We start from the raw sequence: 19,819 nt of genomic DNA, 5'->3' as shown, positions 1-19,819 counted from the left end.
CCGGTCGATGCCGGGCGCGATGAATTCGCCGGTTGCTGCGGCCCTGGGGGAAGGCGGCGTCGGTCAACCCGCCGCTCATGAGGGATTTGCACCTCGGAGGGATGGCAAAGCGCGGGGTAAATCACGTTCAGCGCAGCCCAAATGACCGAAAGTCACGGCGTATCGAGCTGTGTGAGGCGAAATGCTGAGGCCGCGGGATGGACTGCGGCCAGTGCCCTCCGATCAGGGGTGTGGCCCATCGGAGAGGAGCCGGACAGTGGTGCGTCGCACGGAGCGGGCCGAGGGAAAACGGTCCCCGGGCGAGGAGGAACGGTCCCCGGGTGAGGGAAAGCGGCCCCGGGGTGCGGAGAGCGGGTCCCCGAAGGCGGACCAGGGAAAGCGAATCACCGCGAACGGCGCCGGGGATACGCCGCAGGGGTTCGAGCAAATGACCGAAGAGGGCGTGGCGGATAGGGCTGTCGCGGGTTCGGAAAGCGCCGGAGGCGCCCCGGGCGATGGGGCTCGGCGAAAGCGAGTAGGAGCCTGGAATATGCCACGGAAATGGCCGCTGTTTGGTAACCGGGGCACCGGATCCCCCTCCACCGCCGCATTCTCGGACGTCACCGACCGCACCGCCGCCGCCGTGACCGAGCGGCTGCTGCGTGCCGGCACCCGGCTGCGCCGGTCCTCCGCCACCGGCGACCTGCGGGCCGTCTTCGAGACCGACAAGCCGGTCGACGACGCCGCCTACCGGGAGCGCTGGGCGCACGACAAGGTGGTGCGCTCCACCCACGGGGTCAACTGCACGGGATCCTGCTCGTGGAAGGTGTACGTCAAGGACGGGCTGATCACCTGGGAGACCCAGCAGACCGACTACCCCTCCGTCGGCCCGGACCGCCCCGAGTACGAGCCGCGCGGCTGCCCGCGCGGTGCGTCGTTCTCCTGGTACACCTACTCGCCCACCCGGGTGCGCTACCCGCACGCCCGCGGTGTCCTGGTCGAGCTGTACCGGGAGGCCAGGGCCCGGCTCGGTGACCCGGTGGCGGCCTGGGCCGAGATCACCGGCGACCCCGCCAAGCGGCAGCGGTACGTCTCGGCGCGCGGCAAGGGCGGCCTGGTGCGGATCGGCTGGGACGAGGCCCTCGAGATCGCCGCCGCCGCCCATGTGCACACCCTCCAGGCGTACGGCCCCGACCGGATCGCCGGCTTCTCGCCGATCCCGGCCATGTCGATGGCCTCGCACGCGGTCGGCGCGCGCTTCATGGCGCTGATCGGCGCGCCCATGGTGTCGTTCTACGACTGGTACGCGGACCTGCCGATCGCCTCCCCGCAGGTCTTCGGCGACCAGACCGACGTACCGGAGTCGGGGGACTGGTGGGACGCCGCCTACCTGATGCTGTGGGGTTCGAACGTGCCGGTCACCCGGACGCCGGACGCGCACTGGATGGCGGAGGCGCGCTACCGCGGCCAGAAGGTCGTGGTGGTCTCGCCGGACTACGCGGACGCCACCAAGTTCGCCGACGAATGGCTGCACCCGCACCCCGGCACGGACGGCGCGCTGGCCATGGCCATGGGCCACGTGATCCTCAAGGAGTACTTCGTCGACCGCCAGGTGCCGTACTTCACCGACTACGTGAAGCGGTTCACCGATCTGCCCTTCCTGGTGGAGCTGGAGGAACCGGAAGGGCGCCAGGAGGCGGAGGCGTCGGCATCGGTGGTGGCGGTGGCGTCGGAGCAGCAGGAGACGACCGGGCCGTACCGTCCGGGGAAGTTCCTCACCGCGGCCGACCTGGGCCTGGCCGAGGGCGCCGACGATGCGGCGCGCCGTTGGATGCCGGTGCTGCTCGACGCGGACAGCGGCCGGCCCGTCGTGCCGCACGGCACCCTCGGGGACCGGTGGAGCAAGAGCGGCGAGGGCCGCTGGAACCTGGACCTGGCCGGCGTCGACCCGCAGTTGAGCCTGCGTCCCGACGGTCCGTGCGGCCCCGGCAACCGCCGCGCCGCCGGCACCGTGCGCACGGTCCGCCTCGCCCTGCCCCGGTTCGACGAGCCCGGCACCGTCGTCCACCGCACCGTCCCGGCCCGTCGCCTGGCGGGACGCCTCGTCACCACCGTCTTCGACCTGCTGCTCGCCCAGTACGGTGTGGACCGGGAGGGCGGGGCCCCGGCCGGCGCGGACGCGTCCGAAGTCGACCAGGGCGGCTACCTCGACGCCGCCAACCCCGGTACCCCCGCCTGGCAGGAGGCCCTCACCTCGGTGCCCGCGGCGGCCGTGGTCCGTGCGGCGCGCGAGTTCGCGGGGACGGCCGAGAAGACCCGCGGGCGCTGCATGATCGTGATGGGTGCGGGGACCAACCACTGGTTCCACTCCGACACGATCTACCGCTCGTTCCTGACGTTGCTGCTGCTCACCGGCTGCCAGGGCGTCAACGGCGGCGGCTGGGCGCACTACGTGGGCCAGGAGAAGGTGCGACCGCTCACCGGCTGGCAGCAGCTGGCGACCGCGGCGGACTGGGTGCGCCCGTCCCGCCAGATGGCCGGTACGCCCTACTGGTACCTCCACACCGACCAGTGGCGTTACGAGCGGCACGGCGCCGACGCGCTGGCCGCGCCGACCGGGCGTGGACTGTTCGCCGGGCGGCACACCGCCGATCTGGTGGCGCAGTCGATGCGGCTCGGCTGGATGCCGTCAGCGCCCACCTTCGCCGCCAACCCGCTCGACCTCGGCCGCCAGGTCAGGGACAGCGGGCAGGAGCCCGGCTCCTGGGTGGCCGACCGGCTCACGGCGGGCGACCTCCGGTTCGCCTGCGAGGACCCCGACGCACCCGAGAACCACCCCCGCGTGCTCACCGTGTGGCGGGCCAACCTGATCGGCTCGTCGGCCAAGGGCAACGAGTACTTCCTGCGCCACCTGCTGGGCGGGCGCGACAACGCCACGGCGGCCGAGGCGCCCGAGGAGTGCCGCCCGACCGATCTGACCTGGCACGCCGAGGCGCCGCGCGGCAAGCTCGACCTGCTGATGGCGCTGGACTTCCGGATGACGTCCACCACGCTCTTCGCCGACCTGGTGCTGCCCGCCGCCACCTGGTACGAGAAGCACGACCTGTCCAGCACCGACATGCACCCCTTCGTGCACGCCTTCTCCCCGGCCATCAACCCGCCCTGGCAGGCCCGCACCGACTTCGACATCTTCCACGGCCTCGCCCGCCGCCTGAGCGAACTCGCCCGCGGTCGCCTCGACACCCGGTACGACCTGGTGGCCACCGCCCTGGGCCACGACACCCCCGGCGAGACCGCCCAACCCGGCGGTACCGTCCCCGACTGGCGGGCCGAACCCGACGCGGACACCGCCCGCGGGGCCCGCGCACCCGTGCCCCCCGTCGCCGGGTACAACCTGCCCGACCTCACGCTCGTGGAGCGCGACTACACCGCCGTCGCCGACCGGCTCGCCGCCTTCGGGCCGCGCTCCGAGGCGGACGGCATGCAGAGCAAGGGCATCACGGTGCGGCCGGGGCCCGAGGCGGGCTGGCTCGCCGCGCGGTGCGGCACCGCGGACGGCGGCGCCGCCCACGGCCGGCCGCTGCTGGACACCGACGCCAAGTTCTGCGAGGCGATCCTGGCGCTGTCCGGCACCACCAACGGGCGGATCGCGGCCGAAGGGTTCCGGCGGCTCGCCGAACGGGTCGGGCCCGCGTCCGGGCTCGACGAGCTGGGTGCCTCGGTCGCCGAGCGGCGTGCCGTGTTCAGCGACACCCAGGCCCGTCCCGTGCAGGCCGGGGCCAGCTTCGAATGGTCCGGCAAGGAGGCCCCCGACCGCCGCTACGCCCCGTTCACCATCAACACCGAGCACGCCAAGCCCTGGCACACCCTGACCGGGCGCCAGCACTTCTACCTGGACCACGACTGGATGGCCGAGCTCGGCGAGCAACTGCCCGTCTACCGGCCACCGCTGGACCTCGCGGCCCTGGGGGAGCCGACCGCCGCCGGGCACGACTCCGGCGCCGGGCACGACTCCGGCGCCGGGCACGACTCCGGCGCCACCGCCGGCGACGGCACCGCGAACGGAGCGGGCCGCACCGTCACCGTCCGGTACATCACGCCGCACTCGAAGTGGTCCATCCACTCCGAGTACCAGGAGAACCTGATCATGCAGACCCTGGCGCGCGGCGGCCCGGTCATCTGGATGAGCGTCCCGGACGCCGAAGCGCTCGGCGTCGCCGACAACGACTGGATCGAGGCCGTGAACGCCAACGGCGTCGTCGTCGCACGCGCCGTCGTCTCGCACCGCATGCCGGCCGGCACCGTGTTCATGTACCACGTGCAGGAACGCCTGGTGAACGTGCCCAAGTCGCAGGCCACCGGCGCACGCGGCGGCGTGCACAACGCCCTCACCAAGCTGCTGATCAAGCCCACCCATCTCATCGGCGGCTACGCCCAGCAGTCCTTCGCGGCCAACTACCACGGCCCCACCGGCAACCAACGCGACGCGGTCACCGTCATCCGCCGCCGCTCCCAGCACGTGGAGTACTGAACATGTCCCCTCGACCGGCTGCCCGACCCCCGCGCGCCCCGCGCGTCATGGCCCAGATCGCCATGGTCATGAACCTCGACAAGTGCATCGGCTGCCACACCTGCTCCGTCACCTGCAAGCAGACCTGGACCAACCGGGCCGGCACCGAGTACGTCTGGTTCAACAACGTCGAGACCCGCCCCGGCCAGGGCTATCCGCGCGGCTACCAGGACCAGGGCACCTGGAAGGGCGGCTGGCGGCTGCGCCACGGCCGCCTGGTGCCGCGCGCCGGAGGCCGCGCCCGCCGCCTGGCCCGGCTCTTCGCCAACCCCGAACTGCCCGCCCTGGACGACTACTACCAGCCCTGGACGTACGACTACGAGAACCTCACCACGGCACCGCTCGGCGACGACGTGCCCACCGCGGCACCCCGCTCCCTCGTCGACGGCCGGCCCACCGCCGTCACCTGGGGGCCCAACTGGGACGACGACCTCGGCGGCGGACCCGCACAGCTGGCCGCCGACCCGGTGCTGCGGAAGATGAGCGAACAGGTGAGGCTGGAGTACGAGCAGGCCTTCATGTTCTACCTGCCGCGAATCTGCGAGCACTGCCTCAACCCGTCGTGCGTCGCCGTGTGCCCCTCCGGTGCGATGTACAAGCGCATCGAGGACGGCATCGTGCTGGTCGACCAGGACCGCTGCCGCGGCTGGCGGATGTGCGTCACCGGCTGCCCCTACAAGAAGGTCTACTTCAACCACCGCAGCGGCAAGGCCGAGAAGTGCACCTTCTGCTACCCGCGCATCGAGGCCGGTGAGCCCACCGTCTGCTCGGAGACCTGCGTGGGCCGGCTGCGCTACCTCGGCGTCATGCTCTACGACGCGGACCGGGTCGGCGAGGCCGCGGCCACGGCGGACGAGAAGGACCTGTACGAGGCCCAGCTCGGCTGCTTCCTCGACCCCCACGACCCCGACGTGGCCCGTGCCGCCGCCGACTCCGGCATCCCGCACGACTGGATCGAGGCCGCCCGCCGCTCCCCGGTGCACGCCCTGATCAGCCGGTACCGCATCGCGCTCCCGCTGCACCCGGAGTACCGCACCATGCCCATGGTCTGGTACGTACCGCCGCTCTCCCCGGTCGTCGACGCGCTCACCGCCACGGGCCACGACGGCGAGGACCCGGTGAACCTGTTCGGCGCCATCGACTCCCTGCGCATCCCCGTCGGCTACCTCGCCGAGCTGTTCACCGCGGGCGACCCCGACCCGGTGGAGGCCGCGCTGTGCCGGCTGGCCGCCATGCGCAGCCACATGCGCCGGGTCAACCTGGGCGAACCGCGCGACGAGGCGATCGCCCGGTCCGTCGGCTTGGACGGCCCCGGCATCGAGGCCCTGTACCGGCTGCTGGCGCTCGCCAAGTACGAGGAGCGGTACGTCATCCCGACCGGCTACTCGGTACGCGGCGGTGCGGGCGACGAGCAGGGCGCATCCGACGGGTGCAGCCTGGACGGGGACGGCCTGCCCGGCATGATGCCCGACGGCTTCCCGCTGCCCGGTGCGGACGCGGACGCCTTCCACGCGCCGCCCGTCACGGCGCGGGCGGGCGCCGGCGCTGACGACGACGGTACGGGCGCCGGGCGCGGGCTCGCCGGCCGGGTCAACCTGCTCAACTGGAACGGCCGGGGTCGCCCGGACGGCCTGTTCCCGCGGCGCGCGGACGGCACGCGATGAGGGGCCGGCGGCCCGGGACACGGGCCGGGGACGAGGCCGGGACAGCGCCCGGCGCCCGGAGCACGACGCACGCCGGTCCCACGCCCCCCGCGCCGGACACGGCAGCCGTACACCAGGCAGCGGCGCTGCTCCTGGGCTACCCGGACGAGGGCTGGCCCGCCCGGCTCACCCTTGTCAGGGAGGCCATCGAACGTCTCCCGGGCCCGGGCCCCGGCACCGCACCGCTGCTGCGCTTCTGCGCCACCGTCCAGGACACGCCGGTGCTCGACCTGGCGGCGGGCTACGTGACCACGTTCGACCGCAGTCGCCGCCGGACCCTGCACCTGACCTACTACACCGACGGGGACACCCGGCGGCGCGGCGCGGCGCTGGCCGCACTCAAGGCCCGCTACCGCGCGCACGGCTGGCAGCCGCCCGAGGACGAGCTGCCCGACCACCTGCCGCTGGTCCTGGAGTTCGCCGCCCGCTGCCCGGACCCCGGCAGCCGGCTGCTCCAGGACCATCGGGCCGGCCTCGAACTGCTGCGGATGGCGCTCACCGACCGGTCGAGCCCCTACGCCGACGTGCTGGCCGCGGTCTGCGCGACCGTCCCCGAAGCGCCCCCCGACCGTGCCGCAGCGCTCGCCCTGGCCCGCAGCGGTCCGCCCACCGAGCTCGTGGGCCTCGCCCCGTACCCCCTCGACGCACCCCGAGGCACCGCACTCCGAGCCACCGAAGGACCCGGCCGATGACCCATCTGCACATCGCCCTGTGGGGCGTGCTGCCCTACCTCGTCCTCGTGCTGCTCGCCGCGGGCACCGCCTGGCGGTACCACTACGACCGGTTCGGCTTCACCACCCGCTCCAGCCAGCTGCACGAACACCGGCTGCTGAGCGTCGGCGGCCCGCTCTTCCACTACGGGCTGCTCTTCGTGGCCGCCGGCCATGTGACGGGACTGCTGGTACCCGAATGGCTCACCGAACGGCTGCACGTCAGCGAGGGGCTGTACCACGTCAACGCGCTGCTGGCCGGCGGTGCCGCGGGCCTGGCCACCGTGGTCGGCCTGGGCCTGCTGGTGTACCGGCGGCTGCGGGTGCCGGCCGTGCGGGCGGCGAGCCGCCGCAGCGACCGGCTGATGTACCCGGTGCTCGCCGCCGCCGTGCTGGCCGGGCTCGCCGCGACCGCGACCGGCGCGCGCGCCGGCGGCTACGACTACCGGCTCGGCGTCTCCGTGTGGTTCCGCAGCCTCTTCGCGCTCGACCCCGACGTGTCCGCCATGGCGCACGCGCCGCTCGTCTACCAGGTGCACGCACTGCTCGGCATGACGCTGTTCGCGCTGTGGCCGTTCAGCCGGCTGGTACACGCGGTCACCGCGCCAGTGGCGTATCTCACCCGGCCCTACGTGGTCTACCGCTCCCGCACACCCGCCCGGCCCTACCGCCACCCGGCGATGGTGACCGCCCCGGACGGCGCAGGCGACACGGGCGCCACGACACGCAGACGGCGGCGCACGTCCCCCTGACACACCAGGCGCCCCTCCACCGCACCCCCGGCGCGGACAGCCGTCGCCAGTTCGCTTCGGAGAGTAATTATTTCCCGTCTATCCACCCAGTACGGCTTACCAAGGGTTATGGTGGAACTCCCCCCCTCGGGCCGGTCCGTTTCTCCCCCCCTACGGACCGGCCCGTTTTCTTTGCCCGCGGCTCCGCCGCGTGGAGGCGCCGAAGGCGCTATTTGAGGGGTGCGGGGAACTGCGCGAGCAACCCACCACCGGCATGGGGGTACCTCCCGCTCGAGCGAAGTCGAGAGTGGGGGAGGTCCGGACACGACAGAAACAGCCCCTTCGGGACGTCCCCCACGCCTTAAGGGCGCGGGAGGTGCCCCCATCGACCCGCAGGGTCGCGTCGTGGCCGGTCGCGCCCACGCGGCGAAGCCGCATATCGACGCAGCCCCGCGCCCCTTACGGCGCGGGGGTCACCCCCCGATCGGGACCGCCCGGGAATCCGGGGCGGGCCCCCGCGGTAGGCTGACCGCACATGGTGGCCGGACATCCGCGACGGAGGGGCTGACGAACGTGGACCTGCGCAACCTGGTGTACGGACTCTACGCACGCCGGGTGGAGGGGCGTCTGGACCACGCCCAGATGCCGGGGCACATCGGCGTCATCCTGGACGGCAACCGCCGCTGGGCCAAGGCCTCCGGCGGTACGACCGCGCAGGGCCACCGCGCGGGTGCCGACAAGATCAGCGAGTTCCTCGGCTGGTGTGCCGAGACGGACGTCGAGGTCGTCACCCTGTGGATGCTCTCCACGGACAACCTCGACCGGCCCCAGGAAGAGCTCGGCCCGCTCCTCGGCATCATCGAGGACGCGGTGCGCGGCCTCGCCGACGACGGCCGCTGGCGCGTCCACCACGTCGGCACCACCGACCTGCTGCCCGCCCGGACGCAGACGGTGCTGAAGGAAGCCGAGCAGAAGACGCTGGACAACACCGGCATATTGGTCAATGTCGCCGTCGGCTACGGCGGTCGCCAGGAGATCGCCGACGCCGTGCGCTCACTGCTGCTCGACCACGCCCAGAAGGGCACCACGTTCGAGGAACTGGCCGACCTCGTCGATCTCGACGTCATCGCCGAGCACCTGTACACCCGCGGCCAGCCCGACCCCGACCTCATCATCCGCACCAGCGGCGAGCAGCGCCTGTCGGGCTTCATGCTGTGGCAGTCGGCCCACTCGGAGTACTACTTCTGCGACGTCTTCTGGCCCGCCTTCCGCAAGGTCGACTTCCTGCGGGCGTTGCGTGACTACGCGGCCCGCCACCGCCGCTACGGCGGCTGACGACCCGGCGTCGCACGACCTCCCCGACCCTTTCAGCCCACCTCGGACCCGGTCGCACCCGCCCGGACGGGTGACGCCCGCGGGCCCGTGACCCCGCGCCGGACACGGTGTCAGGGCGCGGAGTTCACGTGGACTTAGTCATATGCCATGGCATGCCTGTGCATGTTCGAGGGAATATGTCTTCCAGGTCGACACCCGCGCGGTACCGGCAGGCGGTGCCCGGATCGGGTGGCCGGCCGCAGCGGGCGGCATCGAGCCGCCCGTACGGGAGGCCCGTTGCACCAGGTGGACCGTACCCAGCGTACGGACTGCGCGGATGACGCTGAGGGCCGGAGCTCGGCCCACGCGCCGTGGCCTGAGCCCGGTCCCTCCCGCCCCGCGGGGACACTCGCTCCCCGAGGGAAGCTCCGCGACTCCGGCAGGCGCCGCACCCGCGGTCGTCCAGTCGCAGCTGACCGGGGGCACCTCCCAGGCCTTCCGTGCAAGGGGAGACCCGGTCGCACCACTGCGCCGTACGGGCCAAGACGCGGGCGAAAGACATGCAGCGCTCCCCGACCTCTTCCGAGGGGGTACGTCCTTCCGTGGTGACCAGCATCAAGCGCCGCACGCACGACCGGCGCACCTACGTTCTCGACACCAGTGTCCTGCTGGCCGATCCCAATGCCGTGTCCCGCTTCGAAGAGCACGAGGTCGTGCTCCCCGTGGTGGTCGTCACGGAACTGGAGGCCAAGCGGCACCACCCGGAACTCGGCTACTTCGCCCGGCAGGCGCTGCGCCTGCTCGACGACTGCCGCGTCCGCTACGGCCGCCTCGACGCCCCGCTGCCCATCGGGGACCTCGGCGGCACCCTCCGTGTCGAGCTCAACCACTCCGACCCGGGCGTCCTCCCCGCCGGCTACCGCCTCGGCGACAACGACTCGCGGATACTCGCCGTCGCCCGCAACCTCCAGGCCGAGGGCTACGACGTCACGGTCGTCTCGAAGGACCTCCCGCTGCGCATCAAGGCCTCCTCGGTCGGCCTGCTCGCCGAGGAGTACCGCGCGGAGCTGGCCATCACGGACTCCGGCTGGACCGGCATGGCCGAACTCACCCTGGCGGGCGAACAGGTCGACCTCCTCTTCGAAGAGGAGAACCTGTACGTGCCCGAGGCCGCCGACCTGCCCGTGCACACCGGCCTCACGATCCAGTCCGAACGCGGCAAGGCGCTCGGCCGGGTGACCCCGCAGGGGCAGGTGCGGCTGGTGCGCGGCGACCGTGAGGCGTTCGGCATCAAGGGCCGCAGCGCCGAACAGCGCATCGCGCTCGACCTGCTGCTCGACCCGGACGTCGGGATCGTCTCCATGGGCGGCCGGGCCGGCACCGGCAAGTCGGCGCTGGCGCTGTGCGCCGGCCTCGAAGCGGTCCTGGAGCGCCGGCAGCACGAGAAGGTGATGGTCTTCCGGCCGCTGTACGCGGTCGGCGGCCAGGAACTCGGCTACCTGCCCGGCACCGAGGCGGAGAAGATGAGCCCGTGGGCGCAGGCCGTCTTCGACACCCTCGGGGCGGTCACCAGCCGTGAGGTCATCGAGGAGGTCACCGCCCGGGGCATGCTGGAGGTCCTGCCGCTCACCCACATCCGGGGCCGCTCCCTGCACGACGCCTTCGTGATCGTCGACGAGGCGCAATCCCTCGAACGGAACGTTCTGTTGACGGTTCTGTCCCGCATTGGGGCGAATTCTCGTGTCGTGCTCACCCACGATGTCGCCCAGCGCGACAACCTGCGCGTCGGTCGATACGACGGCGTCGTGGCGGTGGTGGAGAAGCTGAAGGGGCACCCGCTCTTCGCGCATGTCACCCTCACACGCTCCGAGCGCTCCCAGATCGCCGCACTGGTGACGGAGATGCTCGAAGAGGGGCATATCTAGCGCCCATAGAGGACATATAAGGGCAGGAACGTGGTGACGCCGCCCGGAGAAGCTGAAGAGCTTAGCCGGGCGGCGTCGGCGCGTACGGGTATTTCCGAAAGTCTTAAGAGTCAAACAAGGTGTGAGCTTTCACACGGCTCGCAGAATTGCCTTGCCCCGCCCCGCTACGGCAGAGTCTGGGTCCTGTCAGGCCCCGCATACGACACTTGCGTAACCCCAGCGGTCCCACATCTCGTTGGGCGTAGTGCTTCACAGAACTACATAGAGACCGTCGTATGCCGCCCGAGCACCACGCGGCGCTTCCCCTCGGGAGGCTGCCCACCGGGCCCGTGCTTCCCGTGACCCGCAGTTGGGAGGCCAGTGCCAGGGGCACGATTGCGTCCGCGGGGGTCACCTGGCGGGCGATGCTGGAAGGAAAACGTGTGAGCCGGATTTCGGTCCGGGGATTCGCGGTGGCGTCCGCTACCGCGGTCACCACTGTCGGAGCCGTCGTGGGTGTTGCCTCAGGCAGCCCGCAGCACGCCGCCAATGGCACCACTGAGGCGGCGGCAGGCGACGCGACACTCCTCGCTGACATCCCCGCAGGGCAGCAGGCTCAGGTGCAGGCGTCCTCGCTGGCACAGCAGGCCACCGCGCAGGCTGACGCAGCGAGCGCCACCGCGAAGAAGTCCGCTGAGGAAGCGGCCCGCAAGGCAGCCGCCAAGTCCGCCGTGGACAAGCAGCAGGCCGCGGAGAAGGCGGCCAAGGACGCCAAGGAGCGCAAGGAGGCCGCCAGCCGGTCGGCCACCCGCGACGCGTCCAGCTTCTCCACCCAGAGCTCGTACACCACCGCGCAGGTGCAGGCCATCGCGCGGCAGATGGTCCCCGCCGACCAGTTCCAGTGCTTCAGCAACATCGTGAGCCACGAGTCCGGCTGGAACTACCGTGCCGTCAACGCCTCGTCCGGCGCCTACGGCCTCTTCCAGGCACTGCCCGGCTCCAAGATGTCGTCCGCCGGCGCCGACTGGCAGACCAACCCGGCCACCCAGATAAAGTGGGGCCTCAGTTACATGGACGGCCGCTACGACAGCCCGTGCGGCGCCTGGTCCTTCTGGCAGGCCAATCACTGGTACTGACCGAAGCCCGGACCCCACCCGGATCCGGACCGACGGTCCGACCCGCTCAACCTTCCGAAGCCCCTCACCGTCCTACGGTGGGGGGCTTCGGCCCTGTACGGTCGTACCCCGGTGCCCGGCCAGCCGGCATGCAGGGGCGCGCACGGGGGACGCGAGGGGTAGGGCAACAGGGGGAGGGGACGAGGAACATGTCGCGAGCGCGCGGGTGGGCCGATCGGCTCGGCGCCGGACTCACCGTGGTCGGCCAGCGGTTGAGCGAGCGGCGCGCAGCCGCCGAACGTGCCGACGAGCAGCATCTGTCCGACGTGCCCGACGCCCCCGCCGGAGCGCCCCAGGACGCGCCGCCCGGCCATGTCCCGCCACCTCCGACGTACGCGCCCGCCGTGCCACCGCGGCCGGACCCGAAGGCGGCCGTGCCCTGGGGCATGCGCGTGGCGGCCGAGGCCGCCTGGCGGCTGCTCATCCTGGCCGGTGCGCTCTGGGTGGTCATAAAGATCATCAGTGCCGTCCAGCTGGTGGTGCTGGCCTTCGTCGCCGCGCTGCTGATCACCGCGCTGATGCAACCCACGGTCGCCCGGTTGCGCCGTATCGGACTGCCGCGCGGTCTGGCCGCCGCGCTCACCGCGATCTCCGGGTTCGTCGTCATAGGGCTGGTCGGCTGGTTCGTGGTCTGGCAGGTCACGGAGAACCTGGACAACCTCTCCACCCAGATCCAGAACGGCATCGACGACCTGCGCAACTGGCTGCTGAACAGCCCCTTCCACGTCACCGACAAGCAGATCAACGACATCGCGCAGAGCCTGCGCGACGCCATCGGGGCCAACACCGACCAGATCACCAGTGCCGGGCTCGAAGGCGTCACGGTGATCGTGGAGGCGCTCACCGGCATCCTGTTGACGGTCTTCTCGACGCTGTTCCTGCTCTACGACGGCCGGCGCATCTGGGAGTGGACGCTCAAGCTGGTCCCGGCCCCGGCGCGGCCCGGTATCGCGGGCGCCGGCCCGCGCGCCTGGCGCACCCTCACCGCTTATGTGCGCGGCACGGTGATCGTCGCCCTCATCGACGCCATCTTCATCGGCCTCGGAATCTTCTTCCTCGGGGTGCCGATGGCGGTGCCGCTGGCCGTCTTCATCTTCCTGTTCGCCTTCGTCCCGCTGGTCGGGGCGGTCGTCTCCGGAGCGCTCGCGGTGGTCGTGGCGCTGGTGACGCAGGGCGTGTTCACGGCCGTGATGGTGCTGGTGGTGGTGCTCGCCGTGCAGCAGATCGAGGGCCACATCCTCCAGCCGTTCATCCTGGGGCGCGCGGTGCGCGTGCACCCGCTCGCCGTGGTGCTGTCGGTGGCCGCCGGCGGCCTGGTCGCCGGTATCGGCGGCGCGGTGGTGGCGGTACCGCTGGTCGCGGTCACCAACACGGTGGTCGGCTACCTCCGGGCGTACGGGCAGGGCACGGCCCTGCAACGGACGGCGGCGGGTTCCACGGGAGAACAGGGGCACCCGGAACCCGGCACACCAGCGGTAACGGGCCCGGCTCCCGGAACCGCGACGCTGGGGACCGCAGGCGTCGCCTCCACCACGCCCGCGGGCGCACTCGGGACCGCCGATACGGGGGAGTCCAGGGGGACGCAGGACAAGGGGGCGTAGGGGGAGTCAGCAATACAGCCCCCGCGCCCTGGATGGGGCGCGCAGCGCCCCACTAAGGGGCGCGGGGATGGGGGTACCTCCCACGCCCTTAAGGCAGCGGGGGAGCGACCAGCTACGACGAAACCGTCAGGTCGCCACCGGCCCAGAGGGGCAGCCCGGACCGTGGCGGGGCGAGCCCGCGGCGCAGCCGCACAGGCACGCCTCAGTGCAGTACCTCCACCGCCTCGTCCACCGTCGACCGCAGCAGGTCGCTCATGCGGCGCAGATCCGTGCGGGTCATACGGCTGACGGGAAGCGAGACGTTGATGGCCATCTGCACGGGCGCCCGCCGGGCCGGGAACGCGACGGCCACCGAGCCGACGCCTTCCTCGCTCTCCTCCTGGCTGGTGGCGTAGCCGAGCCGGCGGGCGACCTCGACCTCGTGCTCCAGCTCGGAGCGGAGCCGGATGGAGTTGGCGGTCAGGCCCGGCAACTCCTCGTCGGGGTAGAGCCGGTACAGGTCGTCGGTGGACAGCTGGGAGAGCATCGCCTTGCCGGTCGAGGTGCAGTGCGCGGGCATCGACTGGCCGAGGCGTGAGGCCACGCGCACCGCGCGCGGGCTCTCGATCGAGTCGATGAAGCGCACCGTCGTGCCGTCCAGGATGCCCAGGTGGACGGTCTCGGTCAGCTCGGTGTTGAGCCGTTCCAGGAACGGGCGCAGGGCGTCGCGCACGTCGAAGCGTTGCAGGATCGAGAAGGCGACACCGGTGAGCGCGCCGCCCGCCACATAGGCCTTGCCGCGCTCCGCCTGCCGGATGAAGCCGCGGTAGTGCAGCATCGCGAGCAGCCGGTGGGCCGTCGAGGTGGCCACCCCGAGGTAGTGGGCCACCTCGGTCAGCCGTAGCTCGCTCCGCTCGCCGAGCAGCAGCAGGATCTTGAGCGCGTTGTCGACCGACTCGATCGGGTACTGGGGCGCCGGGCCACCGATGGACGGTGTGGGCTCCTCGGTCTTCTTCATAGCAGAAGAATAGGGGATGCGGCGGGCCGGATCGTGACGGCTTGTGATGCCTCGCCCTTGCGCGCTCACCCTGGCCGGATGCCAGGATCAGCGGTGTGACCTGGGACCGGAGTCGTTGCTTCCGGCTATTGACGAGTTTCGGGGGCCACTGTAGAACAGAGCTCAATTCTTCAAAGCAGAAGAGAGGGCTGATGGCATGCAGTGGCCGAGTCGAGTCACCGGCGCCGCCGCGGTTGCCGCCCTGGTCGCCCTGTGCTCGGCCTGCGGGGGCGGGGTGTCGGCGAGCAGCGGCGACCCGTACACCATCGGGCTGGTCACCAGCCAGACCGGCAGCGCCAGCCAGCTGGGCGTCGGCGAGCTACGCGGTGCACAACTCGCGGTGGCGCAGCTCAACGCACGCGGTGGCGTGAACGGCCACCGGCTCACCCTGCGCACCGCCGACGACCAGAGCAATCCGGCGCAGGCGGTGCTCGCGGCGCGGAAGATGCTGGGGCAGACCGGCGCGATCGTCGGCCCGTCGGTGGCCGGTTCGTGTAACGCGGTCGCCCCGCTCGCCACCAGCGGCCACCAGATCGACTACTGCCTCTCGCCCGGCATCCGCCCCACCCCGGACTCCACCACCTGGTCGGCGAGCGCCGACACCGAGGCGCTCGCCGACCGGCTCGTCGACTACTGGCACCGGCGCGGCGTCACCCGCATCGGCCTGCTGAACACCACCGACGCCAGCGGCCTGGACGGCGCGCACGCGGTACGCGAGGCGGTGCGCAAGGTGCCCGGGATGCACCTGACCGGTGCGGCGGGCTACGACCCGAACGCCATCTCGGTCACGCCCCAGTTGCAGGCCGCACGCGCGGGCCGACCGCAGGCGCTGGTGGTGTGGGCCAGCGGGGCGGCGGCCGGCGTGGCGTTCAAGGGACTCGCCCAGGCGGGCAGCACGCTGCCGGTGGCCACCACCGACGCCAACCTGACCTACACCTTCCTTGGGCGCATCGCGGACTACGCGCCGAAGACCCTGCTGATCCCGGCCACCCGCGACTTCTGGGGAGACCAGGCCAGCGGCTCAGACGCCGGCTCCGCCGCCCGGGTCCGCTCCTACCAGCACGCCTACCGCGCCCGCTTCGGCGAGTCACCCGACTTCGGTCCCGGGGTGGCGTACGACGCGGTGATGCTCGTCGCCCGGGCCCTCGAGCATGCGGACGGCGACCGGGAGGACGCCGTCAAGGAGCTCACCCGGCTGCGGGACGTACCGGGCGTGCTCGGCACCTACACCTTCGGCCCGGCCGACCACCGCGGTCTCACCATCGACGACGTGGCCGTGGTGCGCGCCGGCAGAGGCGGCTTCACGTACGCGGGAAAGTAGGGACGACGCTGTGTCGGACACGTTTCAGATCGTGCTGTCCGGGCTGGTCGACGGGTGTGTCTACGCCCTGATCGCGCTCGGCATGACGCTGGTCTACTCGATCAGCCGGGTGATCAACCTCGCCCAGGGCGGCTTCGTGGTGCTGGCCGCGCTCACCGCGGTCTCGCTTCAGCAGCACACCGGCCTCGCGCCGCTCGCGGTGGCCGCGATCGTGGTCGTCGGGTTCGCGGCCGGCGGTGCCGCGGTGGACCGGTTGATCATCCTGCCCGGTTCCCGGCGTACCACGCCGGACCGGATGCTGCTGGTCACGGTGGGGCTGCTCCAGGCCATCGGCGGCTTCCTGCTGCTGGTGTGGGGCAACCTCCCGTACACCATGCGGCCGTTCCCACCGGACAGCACCACCGAGGTCGCGGGGGTGCGGATCGCCTCCCAGTACCTGTGGATCATCGGGGTCCTGGCGCTGTCCGTGGTCACCCTGTGGGCGCTGCTGCACCGCACCCGGCTCGGCATGGTGATGCGGGCCACCGCGAACAACCCGCAGGCCGCCGCGCTGCTCGGGGTGAACGTGGACCGGGTGCGGCTGATCGCCTTCAGCCTCGCCGGCGCGATGGCGGCGCTGGCCGGGACGACCGTGATCCCGGTGACGTTCCTCCAGTTCAGCACGGTCACGCCGTATGCGGTGGCCGGGTTCGTCGCGGCGGTCGCCGGAGGGCTCGGCAGCACCGCGGGTGCCGTCGTCGGCGGCCTCGTACTCGGTCTGCTCCAGGCCGTCTTCGGCCGCTACATCAGCAGCGAACTGGCCGAGGTGGTGGCCATCGGCGCGCTGATCACCGTATTGCTGTTCCGCCCGAGCGGGATGCTCGGCAGGCCGAGTGAGGTGCGCCGATGACTGCCGTACGAACCACCCCCGGGCCGCTCGCCGGTGAACCGGCGGCCACCGCGGGCAACGGGAAGGAAGTTCGGCGGGGGCCGGGGCGCGCGGTCGCGGCCGGCGCCGCGCTGGTCGTGGCGGCCGCGCTGCCGTTCCTGGTGCCCGGCTGGACCGGACTGCTCGTCGTGGTCGGCATCTTCTTCCTCGTCGTGCTGGGCCTCAACCTGCTCACCGGGCTGGCCGGCCAGGTCTCGCTCGGGCAGACGCTGTTCATGGCGCTCGGCGGGTACGGCGCCGGCCTGCTCACCCTGCGGCTGCACTGGCCCACCACGCTCGCCACCGTCGTCATGGCCCTGGTCAGCGCCCTCGTGGCGGCGCTGCTCGGCGGCACGCTGCTGCGGCTGCGCGGCTACTACCTGGCGCTCGCCACGCTCGGCCTCGCGGTGATCACCGAGGCGCTGGCCACCGGCCTCGTCGACCTCACCGGCGGGCCCTCGGGTCTGGTCGCCGTGCCGAGCCTCCAGCTGGGCGGCTGGACCGTCTTCACCGACCGGGCCAACTACTACGTCCTGCTGGTGGTCTGCGCCGCCGGGGCCTGGTTCGTCGCGGGCGTGCAGCGCGGGCAGACCGGGCGCGCCCTGACGGCGGTGGCGGCGGACACCCCGGCGGCCTCGATGCTCGGCATCGACAGCGCCGCCTACAAGACCCGGGCCTTCGTCGCCTCCGCCGTCCTCGCCTCGGTCGCCGGCAGCCTCTACGCCTTCTACCTGCGCTTCGTGTCGCCCGACGTGATCAGCGTGACCGTCGCCTTCAGCGTCGTGATCATGCTCGCGCTGGGTGGCTCGCGCACCCTCGTGGGCCCGCTGCTCGGCGCCCTCGTGCTGCAAGGGCTGCCCCAGGCGGGGCAGACGTTCTCCCGGTGGGAGCCGCTGGTCGCGGGCGTCGTCCTGATCGTCGTCATGACCTATTTCCCGCGCGGCCTGTGGGGGACGGCCAAGGCGCTCGGCACCGCGCTCATCACCCGAAGGAGCACCCGATGACCGGTCCCACCGGCACCCCGCCCGAAGGCGGCCCCCTGCCCGGCGCCCGCGAGGACGCCCCTTTGCTGGAGGTGCGCGACATCACCCGCAGCTTCGGGGGCGTGCGGGCCGTCCAGGGCGTCAGCTTCGCGGTGCGGCCCGGCAGCGCACGGGCCATCATCGGTCCCAACGGCGCCGGCAAGACCACCGTGCTCGACATGATCACCGGCTTCACCCGGCCCGACGGCGGCACGATCGTCCTGGACGGCCGGGACATCACCGGGCTGCCGCCGCACCGGCTCCCCGCGCGGGGCCTGATGCGCACCTTCCAGTCGGCCCGGCTGGTGCCGCTGCTCACGGTCCGGGAGAACGTGATGCTCGGCGCGCACCGCTTCACCCGCTCCCGCTTCCTCTCCGACGGGCTGCGGCTGCCGCGCGCCCGGCGCGAGGAGCGGGCGCTGCGGGAGCGGGCGGACGCGCTGCTGGACTTCCTCGGCCTCGCGGCGTTCGCCGACCGGCACGCGGCCGACCTGCCCGCCGGCGCCCAGCGGCTGGTCGAGGTCGCCCGCGGGCTCGCCGGCGGGCCGCGCGTGCTGCTGCTCGACGAGCCCGCCGCCGGCCTGGACGACACCGAAACCGCGGAACTCGCCGACGTGCTGCGCGCGGTGCACGCCTCCGGCGTCGCCCTCGTCCTGATCGAACACAACATCGACCTCGTGATGAAGGTCAGCGACCGCGTCCTGGTACTGGACGCCGGCACCGTCCTGGCCGACGGCACCCCGGCGGAGGTCCGCGCCGATCCGGCGGTCATCGAGGCGTACTTGGGAGCGGCGGCGTGAGTGCTACGGGTGAGGTGAGCGGTGTGGGCCGGGTGAGCGGTACGGGGTCGGGCTCGGGCGGCGGTGGCCGGGTGGTCGTGGACGTGGACGGGATCGAGGTGCGCTACGGCGCCACGCGCGCCCTGCGGGACGTCTCCTGCCGGGTCGTCGAGGGCGACGTGCTGGCCCTCATAGGAGCCAACGGCGCCGGGAAGTCCACGTTCCTGCGCGCCCTGGCGGGACTGCGCGCACCCCGCAGCGGCACCATCCGGATCTTCGACGAGGACACCACGCGCCGGCCCGCGCACGAGGTGGCGCGCCGCGGCCTGTGCCTGGTGCCGGAGGGCCGCCAGCTCTTCACGGACCTGACGGTGTCCGAGAACCTGCTGATGGGCTGCCACCGGCTGGGCCGCGACCGGGACGGCACGGCGACCCGGGCGAAGTTCGAGCGCGTCCACGCGCTCTTCCCGATCCTCGCCGACTTCGCCGACCGCAGGGCCGGCATGCTCTCCGGCGGCCAGCAGCAGATGGTCGCCATCGGCAGGGCCCTGATGGGGGAGCCGCGGATCCTGCTGCTCGACGAGCCGTCACTCGGCCTCGCGCCCGCCTACGTCACCCAGATCCTCGACGTGGTCGCCGAGCTGGCGCGCGACGGCATGACCGTCGTCCTCGCGGAACAGAACGCCAGGGCGGCGCTGCGCACCGCCGACCGGGGTGTCGTGCTCGCCAACGGCGTGCTCACCCACAGCGCCCCGGCAGCGGAACTGCTGCACGACGACGACGTCAGCCGGCACTACCTGGGCATGGGCGCGGGCGGCCGGGACGGCGGTGACGGCGGTGACGCGGACCCGGACGGCGCGGACGGGGACGGTGCCGACGGCACGGGGGCCACCGCGCCCCGGCGGTTGCCGGCGGGTCTTGACCGGCTCGACGTGTGACCAGGGAGCGGTTGACGGGGCCGCCCCCCGATTGCTCTACTTAGCAGAGAAAGAATCTGTACAGGAGAAAAACTCCGAACCGGATGGTCGGCGGGATTGCCGCCGGGTCGTCGGCCGAGCCGTCGACCA

14 protein-coding genes are annotated in these 19,819 nt (G+C 72.3%); 13 read left to right on the top strand and 1 reads right to left on the bottom strand.

What is annotated here, in order from left to right; genetic code table 11:
• The first annotated feature begins 529 nt into the window (after positions 1 to 529).
• The 8 genes from NQO67_RS18820 (at position 530) to NQO67_RS18785 (ending at position 13,687) form a co-directional block, all read left to right on the top strand.
• Positions 530 to 4,510, top strand: coding sequence for a nitrate reductase subunit alpha (locus NQO67_RS18820; protein WP_255951207.1), 3,981 nt, complete (start codon positions 530 to 532; stop codon positions 4,508 to 4,510).
• A gap of 2 nt (positions 4,511 to 4,512) precedes the next feature.
• Entirely contained in the window at positions 4,513 to 6,213 is a 1,701-nt protein-coding gene (gene narH, locus NQO67_RS18815) for a nitrate reductase subunit beta (protein ID WP_255951206.1), read from the top strand.
• Complete coding sequence (gene narJ, locus NQO67_RS18810) at positions 6,210 to 6,944, top strand: nitrate reductase molybdenum cofactor assembly chaperone (RefSeq protein WP_255951205.1); 735 nt, start codon at positions 6,210 to 6,212, stop codon at positions 6,942 to 6,944. Before narH ends, narJ begins: the two co-directional genes overlap by 4 nt.
• Complete coding sequence (gene narI / locus NQO67_RS18805) at positions 6,941 to 7,714, top strand: respiratory nitrate reductase subunit gamma (RefSeq protein WP_255951204.1); 774 nt, start codon at positions 6,941 to 6,943, stop codon at positions 7,712 to 7,714. The genes narJ and narI overlap by 4 nt, the downstream gene beginning before the upstream one ends.
• Before the next feature lie 552 nt (positions 7,715 to 8,266).
• Positions 8,267 to 9,028, top strand: coding sequence for an isoprenyl transferase (locus tag NQO67_RS18800; RefSeq protein ID WP_255951203.1), 762 nt, complete (start codon positions 8,267 to 8,269; stop codon positions 9,026 to 9,028).
• Between the two features lie 581 nt (positions 9,029 to 9,609).
• On the top strand, positions 9,610 to 10,932 hold the full coding sequence (phoH2, locus tag NQO67_RS18795) for an RNA 5'-3' helicase PhoH2 (protein ID WP_255951202.1): 1,323 nt from the start codon (positions 9,610 to 9,612) through the stop codon (positions 10,930 to 10,932).
• 422 nt (positions 10,933 to 11,354) lie between these two features.
• On the top strand, positions 11,355 to 12,047 hold the full coding sequence (locus NQO67_RS18790; RefSeq protein WP_445195100.1) for an aggregation-promoting factor C-terminal-like domain-containing protein: 693 nt from the start codon (positions 11,355 to 11,357) through the stop codon (positions 12,045 to 12,047).
• Positions 12,048 to 12,235: 188 nt separating this feature from the next.
• Positions 12,236 to 13,687 (top strand): AI-2E family transporter, encoded by a 1,452-nt coding sequence (locus tag NQO67_RS18785; protein ID WP_255951200.1) that lies wholly within the window; start codon positions 12,236 to 12,238, stop codon positions 13,685 to 13,687.
• Positions 13,688 to 13,889: 202 nt separating this feature from the next.
• Here the strand turns inward: NQO67_RS18785 and NQO67_RS18780 are convergent, their stop codons facing one another.
• Complete coding sequence (locus NQO67_RS18780) at positions 13,890 to 14,684, bottom strand: IclR family transcriptional regulator (RefSeq protein ID WP_255951199.1); 795 nt, start codon at positions 14,682 to 14,684, stop codon at positions 13,890 to 13,892.
• A 196-nt stretch (positions 14,685 to 14,880) separates the two neighbouring features.
• On the opposite strand from NQO67_RS18780, the gene NQO67_RS18775 reads away from it, so the two are divergent.
• Genes NQO67_RS18775 through NQO67_RS18755 form a run of 5 tightly spaced genes read left to right on the top strand, consistent with a single transcriptional unit; the run spans position 14,881 to position 19,690 of the window.
• Positions 14,881 to 16,044 (top strand): ABC transporter substrate-binding protein, encoded by a 1,164-nt coding sequence (locus NQO67_RS18775; protein ID WP_255951198.1) that lies wholly within the window; start codon positions 14,881 to 14,883, stop codon positions 16,042 to 16,044.
• 10 nt (positions 16,045 to 16,054) lie between these two features.
• A complete protein-coding gene (locus tag NQO67_RS18770) occupies positions 16,055 to 16,933 on the top strand; it encodes a branched-chain amino acid ABC transporter permease (RefSeq protein WP_255951197.1) in 879 nt (292 codons plus the stop codon).
• Entirely contained in the window at positions 16,930 to 17,955 is a 1,026-nt protein-coding gene (locus NQO67_RS18765; protein WP_255951196.1) for a branched-chain amino acid ABC transporter permease, read from the top strand. Before NQO67_RS18770 ends, NQO67_RS18765 begins: the two co-directional genes overlap by 4 nt.
• Positions 17,952 to 18,773, top strand: a complete 822-nt coding sequence (locus NQO67_RS18760) for an ABC transporter ATP-binding protein (protein WP_255951195.1) — start codon at positions 17,952 to 17,954, stop codon at positions 18,771 to 18,773. Before NQO67_RS18765 ends, NQO67_RS18760 begins: the two co-directional genes overlap by 4 nt.
• Positions 18,770 to 19,690 carry an ABC transporter ATP-binding protein gene (locus tag NQO67_RS18755; protein ID WP_255951194.1) on the top strand — a complete coding sequence of 307 codons (921 nt, stop codon included), beginning with the start codon at positions 18,770 to 18,772 and terminating at the stop codon, positions 19,688 to 19,690. Before NQO67_RS18760 ends, NQO67_RS18755 begins: the two co-directional genes overlap by 4 nt.
• Positions 19,691 to 19,819: the final 129 nt, after the last annotated feature.

The organism is Streptomyces odontomachi (genome assembly GCF_024435355.1).
GTDB lineage: Bacteria > Actinomycetota > Actinomycetes > Streptomycetales > Streptomycetaceae > Streptomyces > Streptomyces odontomachi.
Note: the sequence above shows the minus strand (reverse complement) of the source record. Positions and strands in the feature narration are given on the sequence as shown.

Excerpts from the sequence above, each read along its gene's own strand:
- NQO67_RS18780 (WP_255951199.1), bottom strand. The coding sequence starts at position 14,684 with ATGAAGAAGACCGAGGAGCCCACACCGTCCATCGGTGGCCCGGCGCCC.
- narJ (WP_255951205.1), top strand. The coding sequence starts at position 6,210 with ATGAGGGGCCGGCGGCCCGGGACACGGGCCGGGGACGAGGCCGGGACA.
- NQO67_RS18760 (WP_255951195.1), top strand. The coding sequence starts at position 17,952 with ATGACCGGTCCCACCGGCACCCCGCCCGAAGGCGGCCCCCTGCCCGGC.
- narH (WP_255951206.1), top strand. The coding sequence starts at position 4,513 with ATGTCCCCTCGACCGGCTGCCCGACCCCCGCGCGCCCCGCGCGTCATG.
- NQO67_RS18785 (WP_255951200.1), top strand. The coding sequence starts at position 12,236 with ATGTCGCGAGCGCGCGGGTGGGCCGATCGGCTCGGCGCCGGACTCACC.
- NQO67_RS18775 (WP_255951198.1), top strand. The coding sequence starts at position 14,881 with ATGCAGTGGCCGAGTCGAGTCACCGGCGCCGCCGCGGTTGCCGCCCTG.
- NQO67_RS18820 (WP_255951207.1), top strand. The coding sequence starts at position 530 with ATGCCACGGAAATGGCCGCTGTTTGGTAACCGGGGCACCGGATCCCCC.
- narI (WP_255951204.1), top strand. The coding sequence starts at position 6,941 with ATGACCCATCTGCACATCGCCCTGTGGGGCGTGCTGCCCTACCTCGTC.
- NQO67_RS18765 (WP_255951196.1), top strand. The coding sequence starts at position 16,930 with ATGACTGCCGTACGAACCACCCCCGGGCCGCTCGCCGGTGAACCGGCG.